The organism is Planococcus sp. TJ-307, from assembly GCF_058268435.1.
Genome location: NZ_JBZDOJ010000004.1, coordinates 144,329 through 161,499 on the forward strand (window position 1 = coordinate 144,329; position 17,171 = coordinate 161,499).

Sequence of the window (17,171 nt, forward strand, 5' to 3'; positions counted from 1 at the left end):
ATAAAAAATTGAAAGTTGGGATCCCATTCATGGCGTTTACGGATTTATCAATTGCGAGCGAAGCAACAATACTGCCGATTTTGGAAATAGCTGAACAGGCGGGCATCTCTAAAGAAGCCTTGGAATTATACGGAAACTTTAAAGCAAAAATCAATGTAGATCAACTACCGCCGGTTCAAAAAATGGGGCAAGTGGTACTCGTGACCGCCATCAGCCCGACTCCTGCAGGGGAAGGGAAATCCACTGTGACCGTTGGGTTGGCAGATGCGTTTAAACAATTGGACGAATCAGTCGCAGTCGCGCTGCGGGAACCTTCTTTAGGTCCAGTTATGGGTGTGAAAGGCGGAGCTACGGGCGGTGGGTTTGCACAAGTCTTGCCGATGGAAGATATCAATCTTCATTTTACAGGAGATATTCACGCCATCACTTCAGCAAATAACGCCTTGGCTGCATTGATTGACAATCACCTTCATCAAGGGAATCAGTTAAACATTGATCCGCGGCGCATCATATGGAAGCGTGCGCTGGATATTAATGACCGGGCACTGCGCCAAGTGACAATTGGTCTTGGTGGTCCTGGACAGGGAATACCGCGCCAGGACGGCTTCGACATTACGGTGGCCTCAGAAATTATGGCCGTGCTTTGCCTAGCATCTTCTTTGGGAGATTTAAAAGAGCGCCTGGCGCAGATGGTCATTGGCTATACGTATGACCGCGAGCCAATCACGGTTAGAGACCTGGGCGTAGAAGGGGCTTTAACATTATTGTTGAAAGAAGCTTTTAAACCGAACCTGGTTCAGACAATTGAAGGAACACCGGCCATCATTCACGGAGGTCCATTTGCAAACATCGCGCATGGCTGCAACTCGTTGATTGCGACGAATACAGCAAGAAGACTGGCGGATATCGTCGTCACCGAAGCGGGATTTGGAGCAGACCTGGGTGCAGAGAAGTTTATGCACATCAAGTCGCGAAAAGGCGGTTTCCATCCCGATGCGGTCGTCATTGTAGCGACGGTCCGTGCGCTGAAAATGCATGGCGGTATTGCAAAAAATCTATTGGCTGAAGAAAATGCTCATGCGGTGAAACAGGGAATGGTTAACTTAGAAAAGCATGTGGACACCATCCGTCAATTTGGCATTGAGCCGGTTGTTGCATTGAATCGTTTTGCGGGGGACAGTGAATCGGAATTAGCAGTCGTTCTGGACTGGGCGGGGGCAGAAGGTGTTGCTATCGCTATGACAGAGGTCTGGGAAAAAGGCGGGCAGGGTGGAATTGCCTTGGCTAAGTTAGTCAAACAGGAATTGGCGCGTCCGACTGATTTCCGTCACTTGTATCAGGAAGACGATGACATTGAAGACAAACTTCGCACGATTGTTCAAAAAGTTTACGGCGGAGCAGATATTCAGTTATCGGACCTTGCACAAAAGCAGTTGGTCGAATTGAAAAAATACGGCTGGGACTCCTTGCCAATCTGCATGGCCAAAACCCAGTATTCGCTATCGGACCAACCTAAATTGCTGGGCCGTCCTGAAGGGTTTACCATTACGATTCGGGAAATACTGCCGAAATTGGGTGCTGGATTCCTAGTCTGCCTGACAGGGGATATTATGACCATGCCAGGTTTGCCTAAGAAACCGGCTGCAATGAGTATGGACGTTACTGACGATGGAGGAGCCGTCGGTTTATTTTGAACGCTGGAGACCCGGTAAAATGCCGGGTCTTTTTTATGTGCACAGCCAGAAAAAAGTATTTTTAATAATACTTAATAATCAGATAAAAAAGGTTATTTAAGAAGATGAATGGTAGAATATAGGGGAACAAAGCATTACCAGTAAGGGGAGAAAACTATGACATCAACCATTGTTGAAAGTATATATGGAAAACTAAAAGGCCAGAAAAAAGGCAATGTGACTGTCTGGAAAGGAATTCCCTACGCTAAGCCGCCTATCGATGATCTGCGTTTTCGAGCACCGCAGCCTCCAGAACCATGGGAAGAAGTGCGCGAAGCTGAGCTATTCGGTCCGGCTGCTATGCAAACATTCAATGGAGTGATGGAGTTTTTAGGAAACCAAACAGACAATTCTAGTGAAGATTGCCTGTATTTAAATGTCTGGTCACCGGCTGCGGACAACCGGCGTCGCCCGGTTATGGTGTGGATTCATGGAGGTGCTTTTACGGCTGGGACGAGTACTAGCCAGACCTATGATGGACGTTCCTTCGCGGCTGAAGGAGATGTTGTAGTGGTGACATTCAATTACCGCTTAGGCGCTCTCGGCTTTTTGCATTTAGGCGGTATCGGTGGTGATGATTTCTCAGGATCCTGCAACTGTGGGATTTTGGACCAAATTGCATCTCTTCAATGGGTACAGGACAATATTGAGAGGTTTGGCGGCGATCCAGAGCGTGTAACGGTTTTTGGAGAATCTGCAGGAGCCATGAGTATTGGTGTTCTAATGGCAGTTCCAAAAGCAAAAGGACTGTTCCATCAGGCAATTATGCAAAGCGGTGCTGCGGCCAATGTGCTCACCTCCTCCACTGCTGAAAAGGTAAGCAGCCGCCTTTTGTCTGCTTTGAATATTGGGCATGGTGAAGTGGACAAACTTAGAAAGATTCCGGCTCAGCAGTTAGTAGATACAGCTGCTTTACTGCCAGCGATGAGCCTGATTCCTGTGGTTGAAGGAGACTTGCTTCCGGTCCATCCAGAGCAGGCGATAGCTGAAGGGGCGGCGGCAGAAATTCCGGTGTTGATCGGCACGAACAAAGATGAATACCGTCTTTTCAGCTTTTTTGATAGCCGATGGAAAGATTCTACTCCAGAAGAAATTTCATCTATTTTCGAACAGGCATTTGGCCTCAACTGGCTGGAAATTTCACAACACCTGATAAACGTGGAAGAACTGAATCAGAATATATACGACAAGCTGATGACGATGAGCCTGTTTACATTCCCGGCTTTAAAAATTGCAGAACTGCAGGTCAAACAAAGGGCCTCGGTATGGATGTATCGCTTCGACTGGGAAACCCCTGCATTTGATGGACAGCTAAAAGCTTGCCACGGATTGGAACTGCCATTTATTTGGAACAATCTTTCAAGAGCTGGTACAGAGCGATTAACGGGGAATTTAAAAGAGCGAAAGAAATTGGCGAAAGAAATGCATCATTCCTGGATTCGCTTTGCCCGAAGCGGCAATCCGAATACCCCGCATCTTTCAGAGTGGGATGCATATAACCTTGAAAACCGTCCCGTCATGATCTTTAATCGTGAAAACGTACTTGTTCATGATCCAAACAGTGAGGAACGGGAAAATTGGATGAGTCTGATGGTGCATCTGGAAAAAGTCCGTTAACAGCAAACAGGAAAGTAGTGAAATTAAGGTGGCATGCCAAATTACCGTCATTGATTTTATTGAGCAGGGAACGGCGATTTACATAAAAATAGAAGTTTACGATTCTCAAAAAGACAAGAGGCACAAAGGGGAACTGCGATTTTTAGAAGAACTGCTTTATGGCGATTTGGTGCATCCAAAAAAATCTCCTCTACCAGAAGCATGCCGGTTGGATACAATCGCTTACCTAAAGCAGTATTTTAATCGGTGACCGAAATGAAGGGAAGGTTCGGCTTTGAACAGGCAAATTAGCTCTTAGCAAAGGAGAGGTCCGCATGAAATTCCAGTCAACGCGTGATCATCAGACAGCTTTAAGTTTGACCGTCTACAATGGCGGATTCGGATTGATCAAAGAGACGCGAATAATTCCAGGGAATGCAGAAGTGACTGAAATTGAATTTATGGATGTCGCCTCAGGGATTGAGACAGAATCGGTGCTGATCGATGGTCTGCACGTTTTGGAACAAAGCCATAATTACAATGTCATCAGCAAAGAAAAACTTTTGGAAAAATACATTGATGATGTTATTACGGTAAGAAATGCAGAACTCAATGAGGAGATGCAGATCCGCTTGCTCAGTATTTCCGGGAGTCTTGTTGGAGAACGCGTCGACACGAAAGAAGTCGTGATTGATCCAATAGGTGAACTCATTTTGCCATCCTTGCCGGAAGGGCTATTGACGAAACCTGCATTAGTATGGAAAGTCGCTTCGATAGAGTCAGATGTGGAAGCGAAAATTTCCTATTTGACTCAAGGCTTGGAGTGGCATGCCAGTTATGTCGCAGAGATTCGTGGAGCCGAGCTAAATCTCTTGGGATGGGTCCAACTGTCCAATAACAGTGGGATTAGTTTTTTTGACAGCCGTTTCAAATTAACTGCTGGCAAGGTTAGCCGCTATGTGGAATCACATCCATTACATGCACAGGCAAGGCTTTTTGCGAAAGCCGAGGAACCGGAATCTTCTTTCCATGAACACAGCTTTGCTGATTACCACACGTATAGCATTGCGCATCCAGTAAGCTTGCTGAACGGACAGGTTAAGCAAATCAGTTTCCAAAAGGTACAGAACGTGGTTTTCCGTAAGCTGTATAAAGTGACACCCGACAGCCAGCAGGCAAAGGTGATTGTGGAGTTTGACAATACAGTTGAAAATAATCTTGGTATTCCCTTGCCTAAAGGGACTATCAAAGTATATGAACAGGACCTGGACGGGGAAATGGAATTTGCCGGAGAAAATGCCATTGGCCACACTGCACCACAGCAAAAAATATCTTTTTCCATAGGCGAAGCATTTGATATTGTCAGCAAAAGCTGGGAGAAAAAGCGTGAACGACACGGCCAATTTGACTATGTGACGTATGTATACAAACTGCAAAACCAAAAATCGGAATCCGTGCGAATTGAGGTTAATCACCAAATTCACGAACAGATTTGGCAGATGGAATCGTCCAGTCATGACTATGAGTTGGTCCAGTCAAATGAACTGGAGTTTCGTGTACGCATCCCTGCAGAGAAGGAAGTAGATATGGAATTTACTTATAAAGTAGATAGAACCGAGGGCAAGCCAGTCAACTAGATGAAGAGTTGAGTATAGTGGCTGAAGGGCAGCTCGTTTCATTTTGAGGAGCTTGAAAAACAGGATTCCCTTTTGTAGATGTCCTTTGTCTGTTTCTTTGATACACTAAAATTGAACAAACCACTATTATATGGAAAAAGGGGAATGGCGAGATGTTTAAAAAGATGGCTTCAGAGGCACTGGGTTTATCAGATATCGGAAAAATTATTGATCCGCAAGATTTTGACAAAACGGATTCTGATGATTATGTTATGTATGAAGATGGAGAAAAAATTTATTTTTTGATCAAGACAAAAGCCGACGAATACTGCTTCACGAACCTTGCCATTATTCATGTTGACGGAGATAGTGCAATGTCATCTAAACGCACTTTAAAACGCTACCCGTATTCTCAGTATACGATTTCAAGTGTGGTTCTCGAAACTGCCGGAAAAATCGACTTGGATGTAGAAATTGCCTTTGTTGTAGGAACAATTCCATTCAAAATTGATGTTCAAAAGCAGCAGGCAGACCGCTTAACCGATCTGTACAAATCACTGTTAAGAATTGCCGAAAATACTCATGAAAACTCAATTATTATTGGTATGGCCAATGATAGCCTTGAAAAAGCAGTAACTGTGCTTCAAAATTCTAGAACCGGAGAAGTGGCATTGGATGATCAGTACTCAAAGCTGACTGATTTTGGGTTTACTTGGATGACTTCTGTCCGCAACCAGTACCATGTTAAAGATTTTGGCGATGTGTTTGAAAAATACATCAACAATTAAACGAGGAAAGGTGGCTGCCAAATCGGTGCCATCTTTTTTAGTGATTTGGTTTTGCAATACCTGCGAATAAAAAACTAATAAGTTTAGGAGAGCGTTTATGTATAAAACAATAGTGACGCCAAGAGTTTCCGAGACAGATGCGGTTGGGCATATCAACAATACGACCTTGCCTGTATGGTTTGAAGCAGGCAGAAAGCCAATATTTGATCTGTTTACACCTGATCATGATTTTACGAACTGGAAAATGGTCATCGTTAAAACCACTTTAGAATTTGTAGGACAACTTTATTACGGGCGAGACGTTGAAGTACATGTCTGGGTCAAAAAAATTGGCAGCAGCAGTCTTGAATTGTATGAAGAGCTGCATCAAGACGGCAATCTTTGTGCGAAAAATGTTGCGGTCTACGTGAATTACAACTTGAATGCTCAGGAATCCGAGGCAATTCCGGATACAATTCGCCAAGAGTTGGGCAAGCATTTATGGGAAGAGAAAGACGAGTAAAGGATTGTTTTATCTGAATAAAAGGAATACTTTTTTAAGTTGCAGCTCTGTTGAAATGCGAAAACAGCGTGCTATAATAAAACCATTCAAATACAATTTACTCATATAATCGCGGGGATATGGCCCGCAAGTTTCTACCGGTTTGCCGTAAACGAACTGACTATGAGAAGCAACGAAGCATGAGAATTGCGCCTTTTTAGGCGTCTTTTCTTTTTGTTTCCTTTCGAATTTAAGCTCGAAGGACATTGCTCCACTCATGGTATGGATGGATGCACGTTCTGAGGGCTTTTTTTATGTCTTCAGCCGTGACAGAATAGGAGCTGACAGCATGAAAAAGTTAAAAGACAAAATTTTATCGGACGGCAAAGTCTTGTCGGAGTCGGTATTGAAAGTAGATTCATTTTTAAATCATCAAATTGACCCACCGCTAATGCAGGCGATTGGTGAAGAATTCGCTTTGCGTTTTAAAGAAGGCGGCATCACAAAAATTTTAACTTTGGAGTCCTCTGGAATCGCACCTGCAATGATGACAGGGTTGGTTTTAGGTGTACCAGCGGTTTTTGCAAGAAAGCGCAAATCCCTGACATTAGTGGATCATTTATACACAGCAAGTGTTCACTCGTATACAAAAAATGAAACCAATGAAATTTCAGTGTCAAAAGATTTTCTGCAGAAAGACGACGTGGTGTTGGTGATGGACGATTTTCTTGCCAATGGCCAAGCAGCACTTGGTTTATTGGACATTGTTGAACAAGCAGGCGCAAGATTGGCTGGAATTGGTATTGTCATCGAAAAAGGGTTTCAACCGGGGGGAAGCTTGCTTCGAGAGCGTGGCATCCGTGTGGAAACATTGGCAAACATTTCATCTTTGGAAAATGGGCAAGTGACATTTTTTGAGGAGGCGAAAAACCAATGAAAAAAGCACTGGGCGAAACAGCTTTAGGATTTCAACATGTACTGGCCATGTACGCAGGAGCGGTTTTGGTGCCGCTTATTGTCGGGGAGGCTCTTGGGCTGACAGCTGAACAATTGACGTACCTGGTTGCAATTGATATTCTGCTTTGCGGTGTAGCCACCATTCTTCAAATTGTCAGCAATCGTTTTTTTGGGATAGGCCTTCCGGTTGTTCTTGGCTGTACGTTTACTGCGGTTGGACCGATGATTGCCATTGGAGGGCAATATGGCATTTCCGCTATTTACGGAGCAATTCTCGTTTCGGGAGTGTTCGTAGTTTTAATCAGCGGATTTTTCGGCAGCTTGGTTCGATTTTTCCCGCCGGTTGTTACTGGAACAGTAGTTACCATCATCGGAATCACGTTAATTCCTGTAGCTATCAACAATATGGGGGGCGGACAGGGAGCAAGTGATTTTGGATCACTCGTCAATATTGGACTGTCTTTCGGTACTCTCTTTTTTATCGTGCTCATGTACCGGTTTTCTACAGGTTTTCTGAGAGCCATTTCCATTTTGGTGGGATTGGTTGTGGGAACGATTGTTGCTGCTTTTTACGGAAAAGTAGATTTTTCTCCTATCGCTGATGCCTCGTACTTCCACATGGTAGAACCTTTTTATTTTGGAGCACCGACTTTTGAATGGCCAGCTATTTTGACGATGATTTTGGTCGCAATGGTGTCATTGGTAGAATCGACGGGCGTTTACTTTGCACTTGGTGACATTACGAAAAAGAAAATTGCCGAGAAAGACCTGGCAAAAGGATACCGAGCAGAAGGATTAGCCATTATATTGGGAGGAATATTCAACTCGTTTCCGTATACTGCATTTTCACAAAACGTGGGATTGATCCAAATGTCTGGCGTCAAGTCACGCAAAATCATTCTGATTGCGGGCATTATGCTGATTACTCTCGGATTTGTTCCAAAAATTGCAGCTGTGACAACGATTATCCCCCCATCTGTCCTAGGCGGAGCCATGATTGCGATGTTTGGGATGGTCATTGCACAGGGGATAAAAATGCTGAGCACAATCATTACCGAGTCTCAAGAGAATTCCATGATTATTGCCTGTGCAGTCGGAATCGGACTTGGGGTTACTGTAGTTCCTGAGTTGTTTGTTCAACTGCCTTCGAGCATTCAAATTTTGACAAGCAACGGAATCGTTGCCGGCAGTGTTACTGCTATTGTTCTGAATATCTTGTTTAACATGCTGCCTTCTAAAAAACGGAAACGCGCTGCAGCTATTGTAAGGGAAAGCGCCATAAATCAAGGATAAATAACAACGAGCAAGCCACAAATAAGTGGCTTGCTCGTTTCAGACTGTAGACAAAGGCTTACCAAAATGAATGGCCGTGCATAGTCCCAACCGGTCCGGCCACTTCGCTTTCCGTGGGCTCAAGCTTCAGCCTCCTCGTCACTGCCGTTCCTGCGGGGTCTTCAGCTCTCGCTGGGCCACAGGAGTCTACGCGGCCAGCCCGGTTGGGAGCGTGTGGTTCTAATCGAAGAGAAAAGCCTGCTCGTCATTTCTAAGTTACACGAGTTCCGACAATCTTGTTCATTACTTCACGCAAGAATTCGGAGCGCAAGACGGCGACTCCTGCGGGAGAACGGAGTGATGAGACCCCACAGGAGCTTGCGACGAGGAGGCTCAGCGCTTCGTCCGCGGAAAGCGTCCGTCTGGAGCGCAGGATTCCGTATAAAACCCGACCAAATGATACTTTATTCATTTTGTCTTGTAAATATTCTTTTATCTGCAAGCTCTAACTAGCAAGCCACAAATAAGTGGCTTGCTCGTTTTTTTTTTGTTTTATTGGCTGTGGATGAAAAGGAATTGAAGAGTTTTGTCGAGCGTTTCCCGTGCATCTTTTGTGCTTAAATCGTATTGATACTCGTGCTTCAGGTTTTTTTGGGTACCTTCAAAAAAGACGGAACTGACCTGAACATTATGGGATTGCAGAACATCTGCCAGTTCAGTGGATTGCGACACAAAAGGATCTGCATCACCGACTGTGATAAAGGCGGGCGGAAAGTCAGGAGTGACATGTTGGACCGTCGACAGTTCATCAATCCTCTGGAATGATTCGAATGGCTCTGCTCCTGTGTAAGCTGATAAATAAACATCGATATTGGGGAACGCAGTGGCTCTGACTGAGTCTAAGTTGTACAAGCCACACAAAAGCAATGTTCCTCGAAGTTGACTGGTGGAAACGGCTGGTTGAATTGCCATTGTTTCAGCCAATTCTACGCTTGATACAAGCGCGGCAACTTGACTGGCGATCTGTGCTCCTGCTGAATCACCGCCTATAAACACACGGTTCATGTCGCCGCCGTATTCAGCAGCATGAAGCTGCATATAAGCGAGTGCTTTATTTGCCTGAACAACTGGACCTGGATAAAGAGATTCTGGGGCTAATGCATAATCAATATTCGCCACTACGTAGCCAGCATTCGCTAAAGCCATTGCATAGTCTTGACGACTTTCTTTAGAGCCGCCGACATAGCCCCCTCCATGAATCCACAAAATGACTGGCATGGAAGCGGCTGCGTGTTTAGGATAATAAACATCCAAAAAGCTGTTAGTCGATTCGCTGTAGGACAAGTTTTTAACAATGTGGACCCGCTTATTGATTTCATTGATGTTGGGTGGGGAGCTGAAGGCAGCAGATCCTGCAATTTGTATGGAAGCAGAAGCATCGGGAGAAGAGGTGATTTCTCCAAAAGTGACCGCTCCAAATAATAGCGCTATCAGGAAAAAAGGGATGATCCATTTTTTTCGATTCCAATGTATGAGTTTAGCTCCCAAAGTACCCACCCTTTAAAGTGAATTTTTATTGCTAATTGCAACGACGACTGAATATGTACTACCTCACTTAACAAGATGCAACCTAAAATTTTCGAACTGTCTGTGATTTTTCACTTCTTTATATAATAGCTATGCTAACACGAAAAAGATAGTAGAAAACAGATTAAATTTATTAAATTGAAACATGTTTGTAATGCTAGATAAGCAGGAATGAAACATAATACGGGTAACTTATGAGGTAGAGCTTTTTGAGCTTTCGAGAAGGAGTGAGCGAATGTTCGGATTAGCTGATTTAGTTTCATTAGTAATTTCTGCATTTATTATTTTACCGGTTGTAGTCTTTTTAAGAGAATCCGGTTATTTGTTGATGAGCTTGATCTTGGGTGTTAAAAACCCGCGGATGACAATTGGCTCGGGGGCAAGGATTATTAAAATAGGGATGTTCGATATACGAAAATATTATCATTTGTATAGCTGGTATTCGTATGATTCATTGAAAAGAGAAGGGAAATTTGCCTACGTATCGCTTTACGCGGGTCCAATTCTAGTGAATCTGGTAGTGGCCGTTACAATAAACGCCTTATTAGCGAATGGCATGCTGGAAGAGTATGCCACTTTTTGGGACCGGTTTGTTTTTTATGCATTTTACTATGTATTGTTTGATATTGTCCCAATGAAAACAGCTAATGGAATGCCAAACAATGGACTGATTATTTACGATATGCTGCGTTATGGCAGACGAGTAGATTTCAACGAAGACCCGTTTCTGCCTTCTACCTCTGAAGTGGAAGAGCAATATCAGGATGATGTAGAAAAAGTTGAGGAAATTAAAGAACAGCAGAAAGAGCAAATAGAAATAGAACAGGAAAAGTCGAATATTTCTAAAACTGAAGAACATCAAATCAAACAAGAAATTGAAGAAGATAAGGAAGATAGCAAAGAAAGTTTGGAGGAAATCAAGAATCAAAGAGAAGAGCAGTTGGAACAGCATAAAGACAATCGACCGAAATGATAGTTTGATCTACAAAATCCAATTTTAGATACGAGCGTCAATACTTTTAATTCGAGATAATATGATGGTAAGATAGGCACATAGATTTAACACTAAAGGAGTGCTGAAGAATGACGAAGAAGTCAATGGGAATTCACCACATTACCGCAATTGTTGGTGACCCGCAGGAAAATGTGGACTTTTACGCAGGAATATTGGGCTTGCGATTAGTTAAAAAAACAGTAAATTTTGATGATCCAGGAACGTATCACTTGTATTTTGGTGATGAAACCGCGAAACCGGGAACCGTCATCACGTTCTTTCCATGGGGAGATGCCTATAAAGGCAAAATTGGAGATGGACAAGTGGGTGTCACCACCTATGCAGTACCTGTTGGAGCTTTAACTTTCTGGGAAAACAGATTGGAAAAATTCAAAGTGCCATTTTCAAAAACACAGCGTTTTGAAGAGCAGTACTTAACATTTGATGACCCGCATGGCTTGCATTTGGAACTGGTCGAAAGAGAACAGGGAGAGCCAAACAGCTGGACTATCGGTGAAGTGGAAGAAGGAGTTGCGATCAAAGGATTTGGTGGAGCCACTTTGTTTACAGCCAATGCTGACAAAACGGCTGAATTATTGGAAACAGTTATGGGTCTTGAGAAAATCGGAGAAGAAGGCGATCTCTTGCGTTTCCGCGCAGCAAGCGACCTGGGCAATATCATTGATGTGAAATTGTCTCCAGTCGGAACCGGACAAATGGGTGTTGGAACGGTCCACCACATTGCTTGGCGTGCACAAGATGATGCCGATCAACTCGACTGGAAAGAACATGTGGAGGCTTATGGATTGGGTGTAACCCCTGTTCAGGACCGCAATTACTTTAACGCCATCTACTTCCGGGAATACGGAGACATTTTATTTGAAATCGCAACTGATTCCCCAGGATTTGCAATAGATGAATCTCCAGAATCGCTCGGCGAAGCATTGATGCTGCCGCTGCAATACGAAAGACACAGAAAAAATCTTCAGCAAGACCTGCAGCCAATCCAAGTAAGAAATTTGGATTGAAAAAAGAAAAGCGGAAGCAGCCGTTTAGTCCCGACAAGCGCTGGAAGCCTTGCCGGTAATGGCGGTCTTCGCCATTGCTGGAAAGGCTGAAGCGACTCGAGGGGCTGGCTGCTGGAGCTGGACAAAAAGAAAAGCGGAAGCAGCCGTAATAGTTTTTCTACCAGCATTTGTTTAACCGAATTGATAGAAAAAGAGCCCGTTCAGAAAATTTCTGAAGGGGCTTTTTTTCTATTTAGAGACAAAACTTTTCAAGGCCAAATTGATATTTTGAGGTCTCTCAGCCAGTCTTCTCATATAGTAGGCATACCAGTCTTGGCCAAACGGCACGTAAGTCGTGAACGCAAACCCCTCTTTTGCCAGATCCTTTTGCATTTCGGTACGAAAGCCATAGAGCATCTGAAACTCAAAGCTATGCAGCGGAATCTCTTTTTCTGTTACAAATGCTTTTACTTGTTCAATAATATGATGATCATGCGTTGCGATTGATGTGTATCCGGGAGCTTGAAGGTGGATTTTGATGAGCTTCAAATAATTTTCATCAATCTCTTTTTTCTCCTGAAGAGAAACTTCCGGGCTTTCTTTGTAAGCACCTTTTACAAGGCGAAGGCGAACATTTTTGAGATTTTCCACGTCTTTTTCAGCTCGGTACAAATAGGCTTGGATGACAGTTCCGACATTATCGTATTCTTTCAGCAAGACGTCTAGGATGTCCAGTGTTTGCTGCAGATGATCATAATCTTCCATATCCAAGTTAATGAAAATATCATAATTGGCAGCTGCTGCGACAATTTCCTGAATGTTTTTCAGGCAAAAAGAAAAGTCAACATCTAGACCGATTTGGGTCAATTTGATGGACATGTGTGCATTTACACCATGAACTTGAATCGCTTCGAGTGTTTCCAGGATAGCTTCTTTGGCATGCGTTGCTTCTTCTCTAGTCTGAACAAATTCGCCCAAATTATCGATTGTAGCACTAATTCCATCCGCATTAAGTTCCTTGACTGACTGCATCATACTTTTGATGTCAGTTCCGGCCACCACTTTCCCGGCGCCGAGTTTCAAACCCCATCTTTTAGCGCCGCTGTTCAGCACTTGATTTTTAGATAAGGCAATGAAGAAGCTTCTTGTTACACCCACGTTTATTTCCTCCTATACTATGAGAACACGATATTAATATGGCAAGCCTTTTATCCAAGGGAAATGTCTGCTCAATGAAATACGATCATTGTTACCTCAGAGCATATCACATATTAACTGAAAACAAAAAATCTTTGAGTGCAGCTGTGAAATTGCCGCCACCTCAAGTCGTCAAGTTGAATCCCAGAGGAATTCGCGGGATTCGAAAGATGTCCCTTGCAAAAGGTGTAGAATAGGAAAAGATGATGGCGAAACTAGGGGGGATGAAATGAAACAAAAAGCTGCTCAGGGATTTATTTTTTCCGTTTCAGCATATGCCTTCGTGCATTTTATCACCTACTTTTTTGAGAGTGTTCTATTAACCATGCTTCTTCCAATTTTAGGTGTGCTCCTCTTATTGTCGGCTCTGCTCTTGCTGCCGTTTAAAAAAATTCAACTCCAACTCTTTTTAGTAGTTACGGCATTGGCTGTGCTGTTTTTCACAAGCAATTCCTTTGAGATGGACATCGTCGAAGGATTGCAGCAGATGAGAAGCCTGATTGGTCTGCTGTTGATTGTGCCAATGATCAGCTGGGTTTTGAAAGAAGAGCCTTATATAGAAGAGATTATGAGTTTTGCGCATAATTTACTAAATCAGAGCCAAAAATTCTATTTTGGTCTGATGGCAATGACGCAAGTGATTTCCCATTTTCTTCTCTTTGGGGTGGTGCCGATGATGTATCGCTTTATCGATACATTTTTAAAAGAGCATAAAGATGAGGCGTGGGAAAACTTTAAGGGCACAGCTATTTTGCGTGGCTTTGGATTATCTACCTTATGGGTCATCAGCATTCCCAGCTTTATCTTCGCAGTGGAAGCGCTGGAAGCGACTCTTTGGAAATCGATGGCGCTCGGATTCGCTTTCGCTTTCGCGGGTACGATTTTGTCGGTTATTTTCTCTTATTTTCAGGAAAAGAAATACGGTGTGGATTTTACCTATGTCTTGAAACAGGAAATCGATAAAGCCATGAAGAATTCACGCAATCAAGGGAAATGGAACAAAGACGTCGCGGAATTTGTCTTTCTGTTTATTTCGTTGTTTGGGACCATTTTCTTTGTGCACGAAGTGACCGGCTTGGAATTTTTGTTGACCATTCCATTGGTGATTCTTGGGTGGACCCTAATGTATTTTTTGATCAAAAGAAAACCTTCCAGTTTTGCGGTGGAAGCCCGCTACTACTTGTCTACTGGCATTGCTAAACAAGCGCAGCAGTTTAGCATTTTAGTTGCTGCGGGATTATTGATTTATGCACTGAATCAGTCGAATGTAGGTGACTATGTAATCGATGGCATGAACTATTTGACGAGTATTATTCCTGTACTGAATGTTCTGTTCCTGGTCCCATTCATTGTTATTTTCTTGGGATTTATCGGTTTAGGTCCGCTGCCAGTCATAGTATTGGTGACGGGAGTGTTAGAAGCAATTCCTTTCCCGTATCCGCCAGAATTGGTAGTGCTCGCGGTAACTTCAGGAAGCGTTATCTCCATCATTTTATCGCCTTTTGTCATGCCGGTTATTATTTTGAGCAGTGTCAATGGATTGAGCGGCATCCGCAACGGCCTTCAATTCAATTTGAAGTTTGCTGTCGCTTTTTACATTATGGTTCAATTATTCATCCAAACGGCAATTCATTTATGAATAAGTTCTCGAAACGCATGCAAGTCTCAAAAGACTCTCATGCGTTTTTTCTATGGAAATATAAAGCGGAAAATTGAAAGCTTACAACCCATAGCGTATAATTTTAAAAAACTGAATATTAAAATAAGGGAGGCAGAAAAAGTGGAGAAAAAAGTCCAGACGAAAACTGCAGTGGAGACTTTGTTGGTTAATCGGTATGTCGATGGTGTCTTGGATCCTGGAAAAGAAATGCTTGGGCCGATAAAAGACGGCGGCCATATCATTGCCCATACAGCCCCCGGATGCTGGGGACCAATGATTACGCCTTGTATACGTGGCGGGCATGAAGTGACACAGCCAGTTTATGTCGAAGGTGCAGAACCAGGGGATGCAATTGTCATTAAGATCAAGTCAGTCGAAGTCACGTCTCATGCTACTGCTTCAGGAAATGACAGTCCAGTGGAAGGCCGTTTTCTTGGAGATCCTTTTATCGCGGTAAAATGCCCGGGATGTGGAACGATGTATCCGGATACGGTTATTAAAGGCGTTGGCAGCGAAGCGATCCGCTGTGCCAAATGCGATGCGGATGTTACACCATTTGTTTTTACAAATGGCTACACGATGTTTTTCGGAGAAAAAGGTGATGTAGGAATCACGTTGTCGAAAGAAGCAGCTGAAACGATTGCCGAAGATGGCCGTGGTTATATGAAAACACCTGAGAATTCTGTGCAAAATCCGATTGTGACGTTTGCTCCTCATGATTTGGTTGGAACCATCGCGCGAATGCGGCCATTTTTGGGGCAGCTGGGAACAACGCCTTCCCGTCCGACCCCTGATTCACACAACGCCGGGGATTTTGGTTCATTTCTTGTTGGGGCTCCACATGAATATGCGAGTACGCAGGAAGAGTTGGAGACGCACCGAACAGATGGCCATATGGACATTAGCCGTGTCCGTGACGGAGCAATATTGATTTGTCCGGTAAAAGTACCGGGAGGCGGTATTTACCTTGGTGATATGCACGCCATGCAGGGAGATGGAGAAATTGCCGGACATACTTCGGACGTTTCTGGAATCGTTCACTTGGAGGTTCATGTTGTCAAAGGGCTAAATAACGCAGGACCGATTTTGCTGCCAAATGTGGAAGATCTGCCTTATACTGCTAAACCTTTTACACAAAAAGAGCGAGAGACAGCCCGTCAGCTTGCGGAAAAATGGAAGATAGACAAGCTGGAGGAATCGTTGCCAATTTCTTTCGTGGGGACTGGGCCGACGTTGAATGATGCGACAGAAAATGGCTTGCAGCGAGCAGCCGATCTCTTTGATGTTACCGTGCCGGAAATTATGAATCGGGCTACGATAACGGGATCAATTGAAATTGGGCGACATCCTGGAGTAGTGACCATCACATTCCTGGCACCTGAACATTATTTAAAAAGAGCCGGATTGTTTGACCTGGCAAAGGCACAATACTCTTAAAAAAGCGGATGCGGCTGTTTAGGCCCGACAAGCATAAGGCGTGCCGGAAAGGCGGTGTTCTTTGCCGCCTAGCTGGAATAACTTATGATCTCGAGGACCCAGCCGCATCTGCAGAATAGAACATGAAAAAAACCGCCATGTAGAGATGGCGGAGTTTCTGTTTTAATTTGACTGGGGTGCGTGGATTTCCCAGGATAATTTTAAGGCGTCTGCCAAATATTCAGCGGCTTCTTCCGCTTTGAAATTATCCACTTGGAACTTTGAATGATTTACTGAGTAGATAGATTGCCGTTCGAGAAACAGCGTTTTCATGTCTTCAAGAGAGCGCTTTTGCAACAAAGGCCGGTTATCAACGAGAATATGAATGCGATCTTTCCACGATTCCCACGAAATATCGAGAAACAGGACGATGCAATTGGCCATGCAGATGTCCTGTATTTCTTTTTGCAAAAAAGCACCACCGCCGACAGAAATGATGTTCAGCGGTTGTTGGCTATAGTGTAAAATCAATTCTTTTTCTTTGGCACGAAAGGTTTGCTCCCCATAAGTTTCGAAAATTTGCGGAATCGGCATGGCAAATTCTTTTTCGATCTCCACATCAATGTCTACAAAATTGCGGTAAAGCTTTTGGGCAAGCAATTTTCCAACGGTTGTTTTTCCGACTCCCATAAATCCGATGCACACAATGCTTTTTTCCCTGATGGATAAACCGAAATTTCTCATGGATAACCTTCTTTCTCGTATAATAGAATGGTCGGGTTTCATTGCTTACTTTAACTCATTTGCTTCAGAAACTCACGGAAATTTAAAAAATTAAAACTGGACGAAGAAATTGCGTTCAGGCCC

At 43.7% G+C, this 17,171-nt stretch carries 15 protein-coding genes and 1 riboswitch; of the genes, 12 read left to right on the forward strand and 3 right to left on the reverse strand.

All coding sequences use genetic code 11. The features are described 5' to 3' along the window. The first annotated feature begins 29 nt into the window (after positions 1–29). The 8 genes from AC4EHK_RS14610 (at position 30) to AC4EHK_RS14645 (ending at position 8,464) form a co-directional block, all read left to right on the forward strand. Positions 30–1,694 carry a formate--tetrahydrofolate ligase gene (locus AC4EHK_RS14610; protein ID WP_490979521.1) on the forward strand — a complete coding sequence of 555 codons (1,665 nt, stop codon included), beginning with the start codon at positions 30–32 and terminating at the stop codon, positions 1,692–1,694. 156 nt (positions 1,695–1,850) lie between these two features. Next, entirely contained in the window at positions 1,851–3,350 is a 1,500-nt protein-coding gene (locus AC4EHK_RS14615) for a carboxylesterase/lipase family protein (RefSeq protein WP_490979522.1), read from the forward strand. Between the two features lie 28 nt (positions 3,351–3,378). After that, positions 3,379–3,600: a hypothetical protein gene (locus tag AC4EHK_RS14620; RefSeq protein ID WP_490979523.1), complete on the forward strand. Its 222-nt coding sequence runs from the start codon at positions 3,379–3,381 to the stop codon at positions 3,598–3,600. A gap of 64 nt (positions 3,601–3,664) precedes the next feature. Then, the gene (locus AC4EHK_RS14625) at positions 3,665–4,966 is read left to right on the forward strand and encodes a DUF4139 domain-containing protein (RefSeq protein ID WP_490979524.1); all 1,302 of its coding nucleotides are present in this window, start codon (positions 3,665–3,667) and stop codon (positions 4,964–4,966) included. Between the two features lie 152 nt (positions 4,967–5,118). Continuing rightward, positions 5,119–5,733: a PH domain-containing protein gene (locus AC4EHK_RS14630; protein WP_490979525.1), complete on the forward strand. Its 615-nt coding sequence runs from the start codon at positions 5,119–5,121 to the stop codon at positions 5,731–5,733. Between the two features lie 97 nt (positions 5,734–5,830). Next, the gene (locus AC4EHK_RS14635) at positions 5,831–6,235 is read left to right on the forward strand and encodes an acyl-CoA thioesterase (RefSeq protein WP_490979526.1); all 405 of its coding nucleotides are present in this window, start codon (positions 5,831–5,833) and stop codon (positions 6,233–6,235) included. An 81-nt stretch (positions 6,236–6,316) separates the two neighbouring features. Continuing rightward, positions 6,317–6,418, forward strand: a riboswitch (purine riboswitch). Between the two features lie 145 nt (positions 6,419–6,563). Next, positions 6,564–7,151, forward strand: a complete 588-nt coding sequence (locus AC4EHK_RS14640) for a xanthine phosphoribosyltransferase (protein WP_490979527.1) — start codon at positions 6,564–6,566, stop codon at positions 7,149–7,151. Next, positions 7,148–8,464: a nucleobase:cation symporter-2 family protein gene (locus tag AC4EHK_RS14645; RefSeq protein ID WP_490979528.1), complete on the forward strand. Its 1,317-nt coding sequence runs from the start codon at positions 7,148–7,150 to the stop codon at positions 8,462–8,464. The genes AC4EHK_RS14640 and AC4EHK_RS14645 overlap by 4 nt, the downstream gene beginning before the upstream one ends. A 531-nt stretch (positions 8,465–8,995) precedes the next feature. Here the strand turns inward: AC4EHK_RS14645 and AC4EHK_RS14650 are convergent. Further along, a complete protein-coding gene (locus tag AC4EHK_RS14650) occupies positions 8,996–9,991 on the reverse strand; it encodes an alpha/beta hydrolase (protein ID WP_490979529.1) in 996 nt (331 codons plus the stop codon). 274 nt (positions 9,992–10,265) lie between these two features. Here AC4EHK_RS14650 and AC4EHK_RS14655 point away from each other — a divergent pair, with 274 nt between their 5' ends. Both AC4EHK_RS14655 and AC4EHK_RS14660 read left to right on the forward strand, forming a co-directional pair. Further along, positions 10,266–11,003 carry a hypothetical protein gene (locus tag AC4EHK_RS14655; protein ID WP_490979530.1) on the forward strand — a complete coding sequence of 246 codons (738 nt, stop codon included), beginning with the start codon at positions 10,266–10,268 and terminating at the stop codon, positions 11,001–11,003. A gap of 110 nt (positions 11,004–11,113) precedes the next feature. Further along, positions 11,114–12,052, forward strand: coding sequence for a ring-cleaving dioxygenase (locus tag AC4EHK_RS14660; protein WP_490979531.1), 939 nt, complete (start codon positions 11,114–11,116; stop codon positions 12,050–12,052). A gap of 228 nt (positions 12,053–12,280) precedes the next feature. Here AC4EHK_RS14660 and AC4EHK_RS14665 read toward each other — a convergent pair whose 3' ends face one another. Next, the gene (locus AC4EHK_RS14665; RefSeq protein WP_490979532.1) at positions 12,281–13,189 is read right to left on the reverse strand and encodes a proline dehydrogenase family protein; all 909 of its coding nucleotides are present in this window, start codon (positions 13,187–13,189) and stop codon (positions 12,281–12,283) included. Positions 13,190–13,457: 268 nt separating this feature from the next. Between AC4EHK_RS14665 and AC4EHK_RS14670 the strand changes: the two genes are divergently transcribed. Both AC4EHK_RS14670 and AC4EHK_RS14675 read left to right on the forward strand, forming a co-directional pair. Beyond that, a complete protein-coding gene (locus AC4EHK_RS14670) occupies positions 13,458–14,867 on the forward strand; it encodes a hypothetical protein (RefSeq protein WP_490979533.1) in 1,410 nt (469 codons plus the stop codon). A gap of 141 nt (positions 14,868–15,008) precedes the next feature. After that, entirely contained in the window at positions 15,009–16,325 is a 1,317-nt protein-coding gene (locus tag AC4EHK_RS14675) for an acetamidase/formamidase family protein (protein ID WP_490979534.1), read from the forward strand. 162 nt (positions 16,326–16,487) lie between these two features. Here the strand turns inward: AC4EHK_RS14675 and AC4EHK_RS14680 are convergent, their stop codons facing one another. Beyond that, positions 16,488–17,048, reverse strand: coding sequence for a shikimate kinase (locus tag AC4EHK_RS14680; protein WP_490979535.1), 561 nt, complete (start codon positions 17,046–17,048; stop codon positions 16,488–16,490). Positions 17,049–17,171 lie beyond the last annotated feature (123 nt).

Bases quoted from the DNA above. Each gene is read 5' to 3' on its own strand.
- AC4EHK_RS14610 (WP_490979521.1), top strand. From the start codon at position 30: ATGGCGTTTACGGATTTATCAATTGCGAGCGAAGCAACAATACTGCCG.
- AC4EHK_RS14615 (WP_490979522.1), top strand. From the start codon at position 1,851: ATGACATCAACCATTGTTGAAAGTATATATGGAAAACTAAAAGGCCAG.
- AC4EHK_RS14625 (WP_490979524.1), top strand. From the start codon at position 3,665: ATGAAATTCCAGTCAACGCGTGATCATCAGACAGCTTTAAGTTTGACC.
- AC4EHK_RS14630 (WP_490979525.1), top strand. From the start codon at position 5,119: ATGTTTAAAAAGATGGCTTCAGAGGCACTGGGTTTATCAGATATCGGA.
- AC4EHK_RS14635 (WP_490979526.1), top strand. From the start codon at position 5,831: ATGTATAAAACAATAGTGACGCCAAGAGTTTCCGAGACAGATGCGGTT.
- AC4EHK_RS14640 (WP_490979527.1), top strand. From the start codon at position 6,564: ATGAAAAAGTTAAAAGACAAAATTTTATCGGACGGCAAAGTCTTGTCG.
- AC4EHK_RS14645 (WP_490979528.1), top strand. From the start codon at position 7,148: ATGAAAAAAGCACTGGGCGAAACAGCTTTAGGATTTCAACATGTACTG.
- AC4EHK_RS14655 (WP_490979530.1), top strand. From the start codon at position 10,266: ATGTTCGGATTAGCTGATTTAGTTTCATTAGTAATTTCTGCATTTATT.
- AC4EHK_RS14660 (WP_490979531.1), top strand. From the start codon at position 11,114: ATGACGAAGAAGTCAATGGGAATTCACCACATTACCGCAATTGTTGGT.
- AC4EHK_RS14670 (WP_490979533.1), top strand. From the start codon at position 13,458: ATGAAACAAAAAGCTGCTCAGGGATTTATTTTTTCCGTTTCAGCATAT.
- AC4EHK_RS14680 (WP_490979535.1), bottom strand. From the start codon at position 17,048: ATGAGAAATTTCGGTTTATCCATCAGGGAAAAAAGCATTGTGTGCATC.